Origin of the sequence: Mycobacterium sp. (genome assembly GCF_047975165.1) — a bacterium.
Taxonomy (GTDB): Bacteria; Actinomycetota; Actinomycetes; order Mycobacteriales; family Mycobacteriaceae; genus Mycobacterium.
On the sequence record NZ_JBKECZ010000052.1, the window covers coordinates 1 to 16,497 of the forward strand.

The 16,497-nt window shown below is 66.9% G+C and carries 14 protein-coding genes and 2 pseudogenes; 15 read left to right on the forward strand and 1 reads right to left on the reverse strand.

Features of this window, described 5'->3' with window-relative positions; genetic code table 11:
• From ACK5M9_RS05680 to ACK5M9_RS05750, 15 genes and pseudogenes are all read left to right on the forward strand, one after another.
• Positions 1–251, forward strand: a pseudogene (locus tag ACK5M9_RS05680) (hypothetical protein); the annotation flags it as partial.
• A 426-nt stretch (positions 252–677) separates the two neighbouring features.
• Positions 678–1,007 (forward strand): hypothetical protein, encoded by a 330-nt coding sequence (locus ACK5M9_RS05685; protein WP_416892211.1) that lies wholly within the window; start codon positions 678–680, stop codon positions 1,005–1,007.
• A 134-nt stretch (positions 1,008–1,141) separates the two neighbouring features.
• A complete protein-coding gene (locus tag ACK5M9_RS05690; RefSeq protein ID WP_416892212.1) occupies positions 1,142–1,438 on the forward strand; it encodes a WXG100 family type VII secretion target in 297 nt (98 codons plus the stop codon).
• A gap of 35 nt (positions 1,439–1,473) precedes the next feature.
• Positions 1,474–1,758, forward strand: coding sequence for a WXG100 family type VII secretion target (locus tag ACK5M9_RS05695; RefSeq protein WP_416892213.1), 285 nt, complete (start codon positions 1,474–1,476; stop codon positions 1,756–1,758).
• A 114-nt stretch (positions 1,759–1,872) separates the two neighbouring features.
• Entirely contained in the window at positions 1,873–2,775 is a 903-nt protein-coding gene (locus ACK5M9_RS05700) for an ESX secretion-associated protein EspG (RefSeq protein WP_416892214.1), read from the forward strand.
• Between the two features lie 235 nt (positions 2,776–3,010).
• Positions 3,011–4,522: a type VII secretion integral membrane protein EccD gene (eccD, locus tag ACK5M9_RS05705; RefSeq protein ID WP_416892215.1), complete on the forward strand. Its 1,512-nt coding sequence runs from the start codon at positions 3,011–3,013 to the stop codon at positions 4,520–4,522.
• Complete coding sequence (mycP, locus tag ACK5M9_RS05710; protein ID WP_416892216.1) at positions 4,500–6,332, forward strand: type VII secretion-associated serine protease mycosin; 1,833 nt, start codon at positions 4,500–4,502, stop codon at positions 6,330–6,332. Before eccD ends, mycP begins: the two co-directional genes overlap by 23 nt.
• Entirely contained in the window at positions 6,329–7,582 is a 1,254-nt protein-coding gene (gene eccE, locus ACK5M9_RS05715; RefSeq protein WP_416892217.1) for a type VII secretion protein EccE, read from the forward strand. The genes mycP and eccE overlap by 4 nt, the downstream gene beginning before the upstream one ends.
• The gene (gene eccA / locus ACK5M9_RS05720; RefSeq protein WP_416892218.1) at positions 7,579–9,411 is read left to right on the forward strand and encodes a type VII secretion AAA-ATPase EccA; all 1,833 of its coding nucleotides are present in this window, start codon (positions 7,579–7,581) and stop codon (positions 9,409–9,411) included. The genes eccE and eccA overlap by 4 nt, the downstream gene beginning before the upstream one ends.
• Before the next feature lie 161 nt (positions 9,412–9,572).
• On the forward strand, positions 9,573–10,838 hold the full coding sequence (locus tag ACK5M9_RS05725) for a PPE family protein (protein ID WP_416892219.1): 1,266 nt from the start codon (positions 9,573–9,575) through the stop codon (positions 10,836–10,838).
• Between the two features lie 44 nt (positions 10,839–10,882).
• Positions 10,883–12,319, forward strand: a complete 1,437-nt coding sequence (locus tag ACK5M9_RS05730; protein WP_416892220.1) for a PPE family protein — start codon at positions 10,883–10,885, stop codon at positions 12,317–12,319.
• Between the two features lie 7 nt (positions 12,320–12,326).
• Entirely contained in the window at positions 12,327–12,650 is a 324-nt protein-coding gene (locus tag ACK5M9_RS05735; protein WP_416892223.1) for a DUF732 domain-containing protein, read from the forward strand.
• Positions 12,643–13,638 (forward strand): sterol desaturase family protein, encoded by a 996-nt coding sequence (locus tag ACK5M9_RS05740; RefSeq protein WP_416892224.1) that lies wholly within the window; start codon positions 12,643–12,645, stop codon positions 13,636–13,638. Before ACK5M9_RS05735 ends, ACK5M9_RS05740 begins: the two co-directional genes overlap by 8 nt.
• A gap of 121 nt (positions 13,639–13,759) precedes the next feature.
• Positions 13,760–14,443, forward strand: a complete 684-nt coding sequence (locus ACK5M9_RS05745; RefSeq protein WP_416892221.1) for a hypothetical protein — start codon at positions 13,760–13,762, stop codon at positions 14,441–14,443.
• A 65-nt stretch (positions 14,444–14,508) separates the two neighbouring features.
• A complete protein-coding gene (locus tag ACK5M9_RS05750) occupies positions 14,509–15,993 on the forward strand; it encodes an FAD-binding protein (RefSeq protein WP_416892222.1) in 1,485 nt (494 codons plus the stop codon).
• Positions 15,994–16,221: 228 nt separating this feature from the next.
• Here ACK5M9_RS05750 and ACK5M9_RS05755 read toward each other — a convergent pair.
• A pseudogene (locus ACK5M9_RS05755) lies at positions 16,222–16,497 on the reverse strand (HNH endonuclease signature motif containing protein); the annotation flags it as partial.

Here is a 16,497-nt window from a genome sequence, read left to right on the forward strand (position 1 = left end):
AGGGTTCGGTGCCCAAGGGGATGGCGACCTCGGCGATGCGGGGCTTGGGTGCGGCGATACCCGCTGAGGCGGCGGCGATGGGGGCCATGGCGGGTATGGGTGGGCGGATGATGCCGATGCCGATGCCGATGCCGATGGGTGGCGGTGGTGCGGGTGCGGGGATGCCCGGGGGCCCGTTGGGGCGCGGTGGCGCTAGTCCGCATGTGACGCCGAACCGCCCGAGCGTGATCCCCAGGATCGGCATCGGCTAGGTGCAATAGCTACGCATCGGCGGCGCCATCGGTTGGAAGTAGTCACCGCTGGTGATCCGTCTGCGCCGGGGTCGACGACCGCCCAGCTCCCGGCCCCCAGCCTCCAGCCCCCAGCCTCCGGCCTCCAGCCTCCGGCCTCCAGCCCCCGGCCTCCGGCCCCCAGGCTCCGGCCTCCAGCCAGGCCCGAGGTGGTCTCAGGGTTCACCGGGGCTTTGACCTGCGCCAAGTCCGCGATGGAGTTGGCGCGGGGGCCGTTTGTTCGGTTGGCTGCCTGCGTCATCGCGGCTGCGCGGCTCGCAATCTGTCACTAATTTGTGATTTTTGAGGCATCCGGCGCCGGATTGCCCTAGTATTACGGTGACTCGTTGGCGAGGACCTCGCCATCGGGTAAGGAAGTATCGGCATCGACATTGGAAGGGGGGCACCGTGCTTCTGCCTCTTGGTCCGCCACTGCCACCCGACTCGGTGGCGGCAAAGCGGGGCGAGTCAGGCGTGCTTTGCGGGCTATCGGTTCCGCTGAGCTGGGGTACGGCCGTTCCGCCGGACGACTACGACCACTGGTCGAAGGAGTCTGAGGAAGGTGTCGAGGACGTCGTCGTGGTGCCTGGTGCGGTCGATCCGGAACCGATCGAACCCGGTAACGACGAGTGGGATGAGTGGGCTGAGTGGAAACAGTGGGAAGCGGAAAACGCAGAACCTCGTTTCGAGATGCCACGCGGTGCCAGCGTGGTCCCGCATTCGCCGGCAGCCGGATGAGAGAAAGGGTCAAGACTGTCGATGGCTACGGGTGATTGACGGTTTCGGAGTATCCGAAGCCGGTCGGTCACATCAATCAAACTGGTTGAAAATTCCAAGTAACACATCCACAAAAGCAAAAGGAGACAAGCAACATGGCAACACGCTTTTTGACTGACCCGCACGCTATGCGGGACATGGCGGGCCGTTTCGAAGTTCACGCCCAGACGGTTGAGGACGAGGCTCGTCGGATGATGGCTTCCTCGCAGAGCATCTCGGGCGCCGGCTGGCGCGGTCTGGCCGAGGCCACCTCGATGAACACGATGGTTCAGATGAACCAGGCTTTCCGCAACATCGTGAACATGCTGCACGGGGTTCGTGACGGACTCGTCCGTGACGCCAACAACTACGAGCAGCAAGAGCAGGCGTCGCAGACGATCCTCGGCAGCTAGTCACCTACCCGCGCACTCGAGTTAGGAGAACGACCATGACCATCAATTACCAGTTCGGCGATGTGGACGCCCACGGCGCCACCATCCGCGCCCAGGCCGCTTCCCTGGAGGCCGAGCACCAGGCCATCGTTCGCGATGTGCTTGCTGCCGGTGACTTCTGGGGCGGCGCCGGTTCGATCGCCTGCCAGGAGTTCATCACCCAGCTGGGTCGGAACTTCCAGGTGATCTACGAGCAGGCCAACACCCACGGCATGAAGATCCAGAACGCCGGCAACAACATGGCGCAGACCGACAACGCCGTCGGCTCCAGCTGGGCCTGACAGCCGAGACTGCGGGCGCGGCAGCATATCCCGACGATGTGCTGCCGCGCCCCGCATCCGGTTGGACACCGAACAACAACGAGCCAGGACCGCTGAGGCAGAGGCAGGGCAGGTATGGACCAACAGGGCACGCGCACCGACATCACCGTCAACGTCGATGGCTTCTGGATGCTTCAGGCACTGCTGGACATCCGCCACGTTGCGCCGGAACTGCGATGCCGGCCGTATGTATCCACCGACAACAACCAATGGCTCAATGATCACCCGGGGATGGCGGTCATGCGCGAGCAGGGCATCGTCGTCGGCGACACCGTCAACGAGAGCGTCGCCGCCCGGATGAGGGTGCTGGCCGCCCCGGACCTCGAGGTCGTCTCACTGCTGTCCCGCGGCAAACTGCTCTACGGCATCGTCGAGGACGACAAGCAAAAGCCCGGTTCCCGGGATATCCCCGACAACGAATTCCGGGTGGTGCTGGCCCGCCGCGCTGGGCATTGGGTTTCTGCGGTCCGGGTCGGCAACGACATCACCGTCGACGACGTCACCGTCTCCGACAGCGCCTCGATCGCCGCCCTGGTTCTCGACGGTCTCGAGTCGATCCACCACGCCGACCCGGCGGCGATCAACGCGGTCAACGTTCCGCTGGAAGAAATGCTCGAGGCCACCAAGTCCTGGCAGGAAACCGACTTCAACGTTTTCTCCGGGGGAGATCTGCGGCGCCTGGGTATCAGCGCCTCCACGGTGGCCGCGCTCGGACAGGCCTTGTCCGATCCGGCGGCCGAGGTCGCGGTGTACGCCCGCCAGTACCGGGACGACGCGAAGGGGCCCAGTTCATCGGTACTTTCCCTGAAGGACGGCTCGGGTGGGCGGATCGCCCTCTACCAGCAGGCGCGAACCGCCGGAGCGGGTGAAGCGTGGCTGGCCATCTGTCCAGCGACCCCGCAGCTGGTGCAGGTCGGCGTGAAGACAGTCCTGGACACCCTGCCCTACGGGGACTGGAAGTCGCACAACAGGGTCTAGGCGGGCTCAACAGGTCTTGACAAGTCTTAACAGGTCTTAACAGTACTGTTACGAAACATGCAGTCTGACAATATTTTCAAACATAATATGCGAGCAAGATGCCACCCCGGCATACTGCCGCGGGGCGGGCTGGAAAACTGAAGACCGATTTTCGGCTCGCAGCGCCGGACGCGGCGCAACGGCAACGGGGATGTAGCGGCAACAGGGATGTAATGGCAACAGGGAGCACACGACGATGACCGCAGTAGCAGACGCACCACAGGCAGACGTCGAGGGCGTTTCGGCCTCTCGGGCTGTCGTCGTCGGAGTCATGGCAGGCGAGGGCATCCAGATCGGCATGCTGCTCGACGCAAATGCCCCGGTCTCGGTGATGACGGACCCCCTGCTGAAAGTGATCAACGGCCGGCTCCGGGAGCTCGGAGAGCCGGCCCTGGAGGCCACCGGCCGTGGCCGCTGGGCGTTGTGCCTGGTGGACGGCACCCCGCTGCGGGCCGCGCAGTCGTTGAGCGAGCACGACGTGTTCGACGGCGACCGGCTGTGGATCCGGTTCATCCCGGACACCGAACACCGATCACAGGTCATCGAGCACATCTCGACGGCCATCTCGGCGGACCTGCGCAAGCGGTTCACCTCGATCGACCCGGTCGTGGCCGTTCAGGTCGGCGCGGCCATGGTGGCTATCGGAGTGTTCCTGGCGTCGGCGGTGCTCGGCTGGTGGCGCTGGCACCACAACACCTGGCTGACGACGATCTTCTCCTCGATCGTCGCGGTGCTGGTCCTGGTGGTGGCCGTTTTGCTGCTGATCCGGGCCGCGACCGATGCCGATCGCCGGGTGGCGGACATCTTATTGATGGGTGGAATCACCCCGCTGACCGTGGCAGCCGCCGCTGCGCCGCCGGGTCCGGTCGGGTCTCCGCAAGCGCTGCTGGGCTTCGGGGTGCTGACGGTCGCCACCACGCTTGCGTTGCGGTTCACCGGTCGTCATCTGGGGGTTTACACCGCGGTCGTGACTGTCGCGGGTCTGACGATGGCCGCGAGCCTGCTCCGGATGGTTGCGGCCACCAGCGCGGTGACCCTGTTGTGCTGCCTGGTGCTGGTCTGCGTCATCCTGTACCACGCCGGGCCCTCGCTGTGCCGACGGTTCTCCGGCATCCGACTGCCGGTGTTCCCGTCCGCCACCAGCCGCTGGGTATTCGAGGCCCGGCCCGACCTGCCCACCACGGTGGTCCGCACCGAGGGCGGCCCGGCAACCCTGGAAGGCCCGGCTTCGGTCCGCGACGTCCTGCTGCAAGCCGAACGCGCACGGTCGTTCCTGAGCGGACTGCTCGTGGGACTGGGTGTGCTGATGATCGTGTCGGTGACGGCATTGTGCGACCCGCGCACGAATGACCGCTGGCTGCCGTTGCTCCTTGCGGCGTTCATCACCGGGTTTCTGCTGCTGCGCGGCCGCTCCTATGTCGACCGCTGGCAGGCCATCACCCTGGCCGGGACCGCGGTCAGCATCGTGGCCGCGATAGCCGTGCGCTACGCGGTGGTGCTGGCATCTCCGCTGGCGGTGTCGGTCGCGGCCGCAATCCTGGTCGCGCTCCCGACTGCCGGCCTGGCGGCTGCGGCGATCGTTCCCAACACGATCTACAGCCCGCTGTTCCGCAAGCTCGTCGAGTGGTTCGAGTACCTGTGTCTCCTGCCGATCTTCCCGCTGGCATTCTGGTTGATGAACATCTATGCAGCGATCCGTTACCGGTAGTCACCACAAGCGGCACGGTCGTGTGGCGGGCACGGCCATGCCCGCCACGGTTGCCGCGGTGGTGCTTGTCGGCGGCGCATTGGCCGGGATGCCGCCTGCCCTGGCGATCTCGCCACCGACGATAGATCCGGCGGCGGTGCCGCCCGACGGCCCGCCGGGCCCGGCCGCACCGATGAAACAGAATGCCTACTGCACCGAGGTCGGGGTGATACCCGGCACGAACTTCCGCGTGCCGCCGAGCTACATGACGATGCTGAACATCAAGGACGCGTGGCAGTTCGGCCGCGGCGAAGGCGTCAAGGTCGCCGTCATCGACACCGGCGTGACTCCGCACCCGCGACTTCCGCGCCTGATCGCCGGCGGCGATTACGTGATGGACGGCGACGGACTTGCCGATTGCGACGCCCACGGCACCCTGGTCGCCTCGATGATCGCAGCGGCACCGGCCGACGGGGCACTGGCCCCGCCCGCAACGCCCCGCCGGCCCGTCACCGTCCCCACCACCGAGGAGCCGCCACCGCCGGAGACGATCACCCTGTCGCCGGTCCCCGGCCCCACGGTGACCGTCGTCCCGGCTCCGCCACCGCCGGAGGAGGGGGAGGAGGCCCCTCCGGGTCCACCGCCGCCCCCGCCCCCGCCGCCGCCCCCGCCGGAGGGCGATTTCCCCGCGGAAGCGCCGTCGGCCAATCACGGCGGCGGAACGATTACGGTTCCCGCCTATTCCGGCGGCGGGAAGGTGACGCCGGTCGACTACACGCACCCGCGCGCACCGTCGGACACGGCCGGCCCCGAGCCAACGCTGCCGCCCCCTTCGCCCCCGCCACCTCCGCCGCGCCCTGCGCAGCCGCCGGACGCCTACAGCGGGATCGCCCCCGAGGTCGAGGTGATCTCGATCCGGCAGCAAAGCCGTGCGTTCGGGCTGAAGGATTCCTACACCGGTGACGAGGACCCGCAGACCGCGGCCAAGATCGACAACGTCCAGACGATGGCCCGGGCTATCGTGCACGCGGCCGACATGGGTGCTTCGGTGATCAACATTTCGTTGGTGACCTGCATGAGCGCCCGCAATGTCATCGACCAGAAAACCCTCGGGGCCGCGGTGTACTACGCCGCCGTCGACAAGAATGCGCTGATCGTCGCGGCAGCGGGCGACAGCACCAACAGAGACTGCAAGCAGAACCCCGGCTACGATGCCCTGACGCCCAACGACCCGCGCGGCTGGAACAACGTCATCACGGTCGTGACACCCTCATGGTTCAGCGACTACGTCCTCACCGTCGGCGCCGTCGACAGTCAGGGGCAGCCGATGTCCAAGATGAGCATCGCCGGGCCGTGGGTGTCGATAGCGGCGCCCGGAACCGATGTCGTGGGACTCTCGCCGCGTGACGACGGCTTGATCAACGCCATCGACGGCCCTGACAACAGTTTGCTGGCACCGGCGGGCACCAGTTTCGCGACCGCGATCGTTTCCGGTGTCGCGGCACTCGTCCGGGCGAAATTCCCCGAACTCTCGTCGTATCAGGTCATGCAGCGCCTGCTGCACACGGCCAGACCTCCCGCCCGCGGGGTGGACAACCAGGTCGGATACGGTTTGATCGACCCAGTCGCGGCATTGACGTGGGATGTCCCCAAGGGGCCTCCGCATGCGCCCAGGCAGCATTCGGTGCCACTGCCGCTGCCGGAGCCGCCCGCCGAGCGGGACATGGTGCCCGTGTGGGTGGCCACCGGGGGCTTGACTGCGGCACTACTGATAGGCGGTGCGGTGTTCGGTACGACGACGTTGATGCGGCGATCGCGAAAGCAACGATGAAGGCCCAGCACAGGTTCGGATTGTCGTTGTCCTGGCCGCGGCTGACCACGGTATTCGTGGTCGACGTGGTCACCCTGGTGCTCGCCGGTCACGCCCCCGATTCCTGGCAGGGTGAAAACCGGGTGGCCTGGTGGGTCGGTGTCGGCATTGCGAGCCTGATAGCCCTGTTGTCGCTCGTCACCTACCGCGGGATCACGGTCGTCTCCGCACTGATTGCCTGGCTGCAGGATTGGTCGACCAACCCGGGAACGGCCCTGGGCGCCGGATGCACGCCGGCGACCGACTTCACCCGCCGGTTCGGCCGGGACACCGTGGGGGTGCGCGAGTACGGCGGACGCTTGGTCGCCGCGATCCAGGTCGAAGCCGGTGGGGGCGACCATCCCGGCCGGCATCGTCACCGATCGGGAACGCCGGCGGTGCTGCCGGTGGCGGTGGTCGCCGACGGGTTGCGTCAATTCGACGTCCACCTCGACGCGATCGACATCGTCTCGGTTGAGGAGCACGGTGCGGTGGAAGAAGCCAAGGCTTCTGCCTCGCTGGCCGAATGGAGCCCGGAAGGCTGGGGGCCCGGCGCCGACACCGCTGATCGACACACTCCCGACCGCCGTCGCACCTGGTTGGTGCTGCGAATGAACCCGCAACGCAATGTGGATGCCGTCCTGTGCCGCGATTCGTTGGCATCCACCCTGGTGGCAGCCGCCGAGCGATTGGTTCAGGACCTGGACGGGCACGGTTGCACCGCCCACCCGCTGACCGCCGACGAGATCGACGCATTGGACGGCGAGATCCTGGCGGACCTGGAACCGACGTGGAGTCGCCCGGGTTGGCGGTACCTGAAGCACTCCACCGGGTATGTGACAAGTTTCTGGGTGACGCCGGCCGACATCAACTCGCAGACGCTGAGCGACGTGTGGCTCGCCGACGCACCGGAGGTTGGCACTACTGTGGTTACCGTGCGATTGACGACCGTGGCAGGCCGACGCCGGGCGTCCGCCTGGGTGCGCTATCACAGCGAAGCGCGACTGCCCAAGGCGTTGACCGCTGGACTCAACCGGCTGACCGGTCGCCAGTTGGCGGCCGTGCGTGCCAGCATGGCCGCTCCTGCCAGCAGACCGCAACTGGTCGTACCGAGCCGCGAATTGGCCGACCACGGCGCCGAACACGACGAACTCGAGTTGCACCTGAACGACCACCTCAGTCACCACCTCAGCCACGAAGTGGAACCCGCGACGAGCTCTGCACAGCAATGACTCGCGCGCAGTCGACCGCCGACGATGCCAGGAACGCCATGGTCGCGGGCCTCCTGGCGTCGGGGATCTCGGTCAACGGACTGCAACCCAGCCATAACCCGCAGGTGGCTACGCAGATGTTCACCACCGCCACCAAGCTGGACCCCGCGATGTGCGATGCCTGGCTGGCACGGATATACGCCGGGGAGCAGAGTATCGAGGTACTCGCCGGCGCATGGGCGGCGGTACGGACCTTCGGCTGGGAGACCCGCCGTCTCGGGGTTACCGACTTGCAGTTTCGCCCCGAGGTTTCCGACGGATTGTTCCTCCGGTTGGCTGTAACCAGTGTCGACGCCCTGGCCTGCGTATACGCAGCGGTGCTCGCGGAGAACAAGCGCTACGACGAGGCCGCCAAGCTGCTCGATTCCACCGAACCTCGACACCCCTTCGATACGGAGTTGGTCAGGTACGTACGTGGCGTGCTGTACTTCCGCACCAAGCGGTGGCCGGACGTTCTTGCCCAGTTCCCCGAGGGCACCCCGTGGCGACACCCCGAGCTGAAGGCGGCTGGAGCCGCGATGGCGACCACGGCGCTGGCCTCGCTCGGCGTCTTCGAGGAGGCCTATCGCCGCGGGCAGGACGCCATCGAGGGGGACCGGGTTCCCGGCGCCGCCAATATCGCCCTGTACACCCAGGGCATGTGCATGCGCCACGTCGGCCGGGAGGAAGAGGCCGTTGAGCTGCTGCGCCGCGTGTACTCCCGGGACGCCAAGTTCACCCCGGCCCGCGAGGCGCTGGACAATCCCAACTTCCGGCTGGTCCTGACCGACCCGGAAACGATCGAGGCGCGCACCGACCCCTGGGATCCGGAGAGCGCGCCGTCGCGGGCACAGGCCGAGGCCGCCCGCCATGCGGAGGATGCCGCCAAGTATCTGGCCGAAGGCGACGCCGAGCTCAACAAGATGCTCGGAATGGAGCAGGCCAAGAAGGAAATCAAGCTCATCAAGTCGACGACGAAGGTGAACCTGGCGCGCGCAAAGATGGGGCTCCCCGTTCCCGTGACGTCACGTCACACCTTGCTGCTGGGGCCGCCCGGCACCGGAAAGACATCGGTGGCTCGCGCGTTCAGCAAACAGCTGTGCGGATTGACGGTGTTGCGCAAGCCGATGGTGGTCGAGACCAGCCGCACCAAACTTCTCGGCCGCTACATGGCCGATGCCGAGAAGAACACCGAAGAGATGCTCGAAGCCGCGCTGGGCGGCGCGGTGTTCTTCGACGAAATGCACACCCTGCACGAAAAGGGCTATTCCCAGGGCGACCCGTACGGCAACGCGATCATCAACACCCTGCTGCTGTACATGGAGAACCATCGCGACGAGCTCGTGGTGTTCGGCGCCGGCTATGCCAAGGCCATGGAGAAGATGCTCGAGGTGAATCAGGGCCTGCGCCGACGCTTTTCCACCGTCATCGAGTTCTACAGCTACACACCGGACGAACTGATCGCGCTGACCGGACTGATGGGCCGGGAAAACGAAGACATCATCCACGATGACGAGGCCGCCGTGCTGCTGCCCTCCTACACCAAGTTCTACCTCGACGAATCGTATTCCGAGGACGGCGACCTGATCCGCGGCATCGACATGCTCGGCAACGCCGGCTTCGTGCGCAACGTGGTGGAGAAGGCACGCGATCACCGCAGCTTCCGGCTCGACGACGAGGATCTGGACGCCGTGTTGAACAGCGAGCTCGGCGAGTTCAGTGAGGCCCAGCTGAGCCGGTTCCGGGAGCTGACGCGTGACGACCTCGCCGAGGGGCTCAGGGCGGCGGTGGCCGAGAAGAAGTCGGACTGAGCACTCGCCCCGCTGGAAACGGCCGGCAGCCGCCGGGGAGGCGCCCGAGCGCAGCGCGAGATTTGGGTTTTTGGTGAGTGCCCTATGACGTCGGCCGGTCTATCGGCGGAACTCCCGTGCCGTGGCTACTATGGCTGCGACGAGCAACCGAGGGGAACTGGATGGACTTCGGGGCGCTACCGCCGGAAATCAACTCCGGGCGGATGTACACCGGCGCGGGGTCGGCTTCGATGTTGGCTGCCGCGGCGGCCTGGGACGCCCTTGCCGCCGAATTGCATTCCAGCGCGGCCGCCTACCACTCGGCGATCGACGGGATGACCATCGGCACCTGGTATGGCCCGGCCGCTACCGCAATGACAACCGCCGTGGCGCCGTACATTTCGTGGATGACCCTGACCGCCACCCAAGCCGAACAGGCGGCCCTGCAGGCCAAGCTCGCTGCCGGAGCCTACGAGGCCGCGTTCGTCTCGACGGTGCCGCCCCCGGCGATCGAGCTCAATCGCGCCCAGCTGCTGACCCTGATCGCCACGAATCTTTTCGGACAGAACACCGCGGCAATCGCGATGACAGAAGCCGAGTACGCGGAGTTCTGGGCCCAGGACTCGGCCGCGATGTACGCCTACGCGGCGGCATCGGCGGCCGCCTCGGTGCTGACACCGTTCGCGGCACCCCCGGAAACCACCAACCCGGCGGGACTGGCCGGTCAATCGACGGCGGTCGCCCAAGCCGCCGGCAGCGCGGCCGCGTCGGACATCCAAATGCAGCTGTCGCAGCTGATGAACCTGTTCCCAACGATGCTGCAGAATTTGGCGACGGCTGCCACCGCTCCCGCCGCCCCGGCCGCGGCCACCCCCGCGGCCACGATCATCGATGCCATCAACCCGTTCGTCGTGACGGTCCGGCCCATTTTCGCCGCCGTGACCGGCGCCTACAGTCCGATCATCCCGTACGTCCTGGGCGGCGGCTGGTGGCTGTACGCACTGCAGATCCTCGGTCTCTCGCAGAACAGCCCGGGTGTTGCCGCCCTGCTGAGCGGCAGTGGGAAGGCTGGTGCCGCGGCACTTGCGCCGCTGCGCGGCGGCTACGTCGCGACGGTGACGCCGGCCGGGTCGATCGGGCAGTCCACGCTGGTCGGTTCCCTGTCGGTGCCGCAGGGATGGGTGCAGGCCGCTCCCGTTCTGCGTTCGTTGACCTCGGTGCTGCCGGCTGCTACCCCGGAGGCTCTCGCGGCCGCCCCGGCTGCCGCCGAGGGTGGCCTGTTCGGCGAGATGGCCATGGCGAGCCTGGCCGGCCGTGCCCTGGCCGGGGCCACCGTACGCACCGTCGGCAGCGGCGCGGCCGGGGCGAAAACGGGTGCTGTTTCCGGGGCCGACGCGGCCGAAGACGTCGCGACCAGCGCGACCATCATCGTGATACCGGCAGACTGAACGGGGTTGCCGAGAATGTTGTGCGGGGCAAGAAGGCGGGGCCGATGAGTTTCGGGGAGCGACCACCGGAGATCACCTCCGCCTTGATGTATGCCGGACCGGGTGCCGGTCCGATGATCGCCGCGGCTACGGCCTGGGATGCGCTGGCCGCCGAACTGCAATCCACCGCGGCCAGCTACGGTTCGATCGTCGAGGGCCTGGCCGCCGAAACCTGGACCGGCCCGTCGGCCGCGGCGATGGCCGCCGCGGCAGCGCCCTACGTGACGTGGATGTCGGCCACCGCGGCGCAGGCCAAGCTGGCCGGCGATCAGGCGAAGGCCGCGGCCGGCGCCTACGAGGCAGCATTTGCGGCGGTGGTGCCGCCGCCGCAGATCGCGGTCAACCGCAGCGAGGTCGCGCTACTGGTGGCGACGAACATCTTCGGGCAGAACACCGGCGCCATCGCGATGCTGGAAGCACAGTACGCCGAGATGTGGGCGCAGGACACCGCCGCGATGTTCGGCTACGCCGCTGCGTCGGCGGCAGCCTCGCAGCTGACACCGTTCGCCGACCCGCCGCAAGTCGCCAACCCCGCCGGCCTGGCCAACCAAGCCGCCGCAGCCGCGCAGGCCGGCGTTTCCTCCGCCGGCACCGCGGCTACCACCACGGTGGCGAGCGCCGCCGCGAGCGCGGCCGCACTGCCGTTCCCGTTCGACGCGGTCAGCGAAGTACTTACGGCACTCGGTGAGGCGTCCACCAACTACATGGACAGTATGGGGGAGTTGCTCAATGTTCTGACCGGGACGCCGCTGGCCGCCGAGACCTGGGAGAACGCCTTCGGGATCGTCGCCGACTCCGGCCGGTTCAGCACTGTGTTCAACGACGGGATGAGCGGACCGAACCTCGGTATGACCGAGTTCAAGGTGTTCTGGAAGCCCCCGATTGAGAACATCCCGAAGTCGTCGTTGGGGGCCGGGCTGGGTATGGTGCCCAATGCCGGTCTGCCGAGCATGACCACCAGCACTGTGTCGGCGGGCGCCGGTGAGGCCAATGTGATCGGCAAGCTGTCGGTACCGCCGAGTTGGGCCTCGGCGACCCCGGCGGTGCGAATGGTGTCCAGCATGGGCCCGGCCAGCAGTATGTTCGCGGCCCCCGCGGCCGGGGTTCCGGCGAACCTGGTCAATCAGATGGCGTTGGGCGCGATGACCGGCGGCGTCCTGGGCACCGCCGGTGCCCAGGTTCTGAGCGGCAGCGGCGCCCGGGCCAGGGCTGGCGGCGGCAAGGACGGCAAGGACGGCCCGGGCAGCAAGCGCCCGGTGGAGCCGGTCAAGCTCGACGCCGTCATCGCCAAGCTGCAGAAGGAACCGGAGTCGGTACAGCATTGGAACGTCGACAAGGCAGGATTGGACGGCCTGTTGGAGGAGTTGTCGAAGAAGCCCGGCATCCACGCCGTGCACGTCTCGAAGGACAAACTCAAAGTCGTCTTGCCCGAGGGGCAGTAGGGGGCTGCTGGTGAGAGTGACATCCGTGCTCGTCGGCCTCGTCACGGCGATAGTCCTGGCGGCGCCCGCGCACAGCGACCCGGACGAGGATTCGATGTTCCTGTCCGAATTGGCCACAGCGGGCATCACCGTCCCCGATCCCGGGCAGGCCATTGCGTCCGCCCACGCCGTGTGCGGGTTGATGAACAACGGCGAAACCGGGCTGCAGGTCGTCACCGACGTGAAGAACCAAAACCCCGCGCTGACATTGGACGGCGCAGCCCTGTTCGCAGCGATCGCCTGTAACACGTACTGTTCTGTGCACTTGGGCTCCGAAGGTGGCTATTTCTAGTTTGACCGGCGTTTTCTCAGCGCTGCCGGCCCCGATGCGGGATCCGGTGTTGTTCGCGATCCCGTTCTTCCTGGTGCTGCTGACGCTGGAATGGTCGGCGGCGCGCAAGCTCGAGAAGGTAGAGGCCCGCAGTGCGACCGGGGCCGAAGCAGAACACACACTCTCTGAACACACGCTCTCTGAACACACATCGTCCCGGGCTTTGCCGGGCGCCTTTCTCGTCCGCGATTCCGTGGCGAGCATGTCGATGGGGTTGGTTTCGATAGCAACCACTGCCGGCTGGAAAGCTCTGGCACTGCTGGGATACACCGCGATATTCGCCTACGCCGCGCCGTGGCATCTGCCTGAGGCCCGGTGGTACACCTGGGTGGTCGCGATCCTGGGTGTCGACCTGCTCTTCTACGCCTATCACCGCCTCGCACACCGCGTCCGGCTTATCTGGGCCACCCATCAGGCGCATCATTCGAGCCAGTACTTCAACTTCGCCACGGCGCTGCGCCAGAAGTGGAACAACAGCGGGGAGATCCTGATGTGGGTTCCGCTGCCACTACTGGGCCTGCCGCCGTGGATGGTGTTCTTCAGCTGGTCGCTGAATCTGATCTATCAGTTCTGGGTGCACACCGAGCGCGTCGGAAAACTGCCACGTTGGTTCGAGTTCGTCTTCAACACACCCTCGCATCACCGGGTCCACCACGGCATGGACCGGCTCTACCTGGACAGGAATTACGGCGGGATTCTCATCCTGTGGGACCGCATGTTCGGCAGCTTCCAGCGGGAGCTGTTCCGCCCGCACTACGGGTTGACCAAACAGGTCGACACGTTCAACATCTGGACGCTGCAGACCCGCGAATACGTGGCGATCGTCGCCGACTGGCGATCGGCGACGCGGTTGCGCGATCGGCTCGGCTACGTCTTCGGACCGCCCGGGTGGCTGCCGCACCATGCCCGCCGCCCCCGGCTGCCCCGGCTGCCCGAGCACCGGAAATAACCCTCTGATCACGTCTCGGTAACGCCTGCGACGTTTTCCGCGATGTCTTAGTGTCGAGTTTGGGTGCCAGACTCCAGCCCCCAGACTCGATCCTCCAGACCCCAGACGATCGGAGCCGAAAATGCGCCGCCTGGCATCGACCGCGTGGACGGCATCGCTGATCCTGGCGGCGGTAGTGCTTGCGGCGGTCACCTCCGGATTCTTCCCGGTGACCGCCGAAGCCGACCCGCCGCTGGTGTTCCCGGGTATGGAGATCCGCCAGGACAACCGCGTGTGCACCCTGGGATTCGTCGACGTCGGTCGACGCCTGGCATACAGCGCGGGACACTGCCGGGGCGGGGGAGCGGTATACGACAGCAACAACAATGCGATCGGCCATGTGGTCGCGTCGCGGAACAATACGCCGACCGGCTCGACGGTGGCGACCGACCAGCCAATAGACGACTACGAGGTGATCGCCCTGGATAGGGACGTCACCGTGAGCAACATCCTGCCCGGGGGACGGGGTCTGGTGTCGAATCTCTCCGTGAGCGCCGCCCCCGGCCAGCCGGTCTGCCATTTCGGCGTGACCACCGGTGAAACCTGCGGCACGGTGGAGAGCGTCAACAACGGCTGGTTCACCATGTCCAACGGTGTCCAGACTCAGCAGGGAGATTCCGGTGGACCGGTGTACCTGACTTCTGCCGGCGAAGCGGGGAACATCATCGGGATCTTCAACAGCAAATGGGGCGACTTCCCGGCGGCGGTGTCTTGGCAGGCAGCTTCCGCGCAGGCCGGCCAGGATCTCGGGGCGGACGCGAGCTGACGGTTCTTCGTCAGCCGCGGCGACCGCCGCATCGGCTGGTGGACGGAACCTCTAGAGTGGCGCCGGTGAACACCTCGGTCCCGGCCACCATCAATGCGAACACGATCGACTCGTGGTCGGACGAGGTCGACGTCCTGGTCATCGGATTCGGCATCGCCGGGGGCTGTGCGGCGGTGTCGGCCGCAGCTGCCGGAGCCCGGGTTCTGGTGCTCGAGAAGGCGGTCGCGGCCGGCGGGACCACCTCAATGGCCGGCGGACATTTCTACCTCGGCGGCGGAACGGCGGTCCAGCAGGCGGTGGGGAAATCCGATTCGCCGGAGGCGATGTATGCATACCTGGTCGCAATGTCGCGGGAACCCGAGCTGGACAAGATCCGCGCCTACTGTGAGGGCAGCGTCGAGCATTTCAACTGGCTTGAGGGACTCGGCTTTCAGTTCGAGCGCAGCTACTACCCGGGCAAGGTGGTTGTGCCCCCGGGCACCGAGGGTCTCAGTTACACCGGAAACGAGAAGGTGTGGCCGTTCTGCGAGCGGGCCGCGCCGGCGCCGCGGGGGCACTCCGTGCCGGTGCCCGGCGAGTTGGGCGGCGCGGCGATGGTAATCGACCTGCTGGTCAAGCGGGCAGGCGAATTGGGTGTGCGAACCCTTTTCGAGACCGGTGCGACCAATCTGATCATCGACGACGATGGTGCGGTGGCCGGGGTGAAGTGGAAGCGCTTCAGCGAGACGGGTGCTGTACGGGCCAAGGCCGTCATCATCGCCGCCGGGGGTTTCGCGATGAACTCGGATATGGTTGCCGAGCACACCCCAGTGCTCGGCCCGCCTCGACGTGAAGGATCCCCCGCCCTGACGGCACCGTTCATCCTGGCCAATCCCAACGACGACGGACTGGGCATCCGGCTGGGCGTCTCCGCGGGCGGGGCGACCAAGCACATGGACGAGGTGTTCATCACCGCGGCGGCCTATCCGCCGGAGATTCTGCTGACCGGTGTGATAGTCAACAAGGACGGCCGGCGGTTCGTCGCCGAAGACTCCTACCATTCGCGGACCTCCGCGTTCGTGCTGGAGCAGTCGGAGCAGACGGCGTATCTGGTCGTCGACGAGGCACACATGCAGATGCCGGCGATGCCGCTGATCCGATTCCTGGACGGATACGAGACCATCGCCGAGATGGAGCAAGCACTGGGCATCCCTGCGGGCAACCTTGCCGCGACGCTGGATCGCTATAACGAATTCGCGGCCCGAGGCGAGGATCCGGACTTCCACAAGCAGCCGGAATGCCTTGCGCCACAGGATAAGGGCCCCTGGGCGGTGTTCGACCTCTCGCTGGGGCGGGCGATGTACTCGGGATTCACCATCGGTGGACTGACGGTATCGGTGGACGGCGAGGTGCTGCGCGAGGACGGCTCACGGGTGCGCGGTCTGTACGCGGCCGGCGCGTGCGCATCCAACATCGCCCAGGACGGCAAGGGGTACGCGAGCGGTACACAATTGGGGGAGGGGTCGTTCTTTGGTCGCCGCGCCGGTGCGCGCGCTGCGGCGGGCGTGTAGGTGCGGTAAAGGGTTTGGGTGCCGGTGCGCGCGCTGCTACGCCGCGCCGGGATCTTCTGCTTCGGCCCGGTCGGGCCGGTAGTGCCGATTCTCCCCTGCCTCGTCCGCCCCGCGCCCCGCGGCTTCCCCGGCTCCGGCCCCGGCTTCGCCGGCCTCGTCTTCCCCGGCGTTCCCGGCTTCCCGGGCCCCGTCTTCCCCTGCTTCCTCGGCTTGCCGGCGGGTGAAGTGTCGTTCGGGGTGGTGGAAGTTGTTGACGCGGGGTTGTCCGGTGTCGAGGTGTGGGGGTGGGATCCATTCGGTGTGGCCGCGACTGTTTTTTCGGGTGGTCCAGCCGTTTTCTGCCAGGCGGTTGTGGGGGCCGCAGGCCAGGGTGAGGTCGTTGATGTCGGTGCGCCTGGTTTTGGTCCAGCCGGTGACGTGGTGGACTTCGCAGTGGGCGGCGGGGGTGTCGCAGCCGGGTTTGGTGCAGCCGCGTTCGCCGGCGTGCAGGACCAGGCGTTGGAA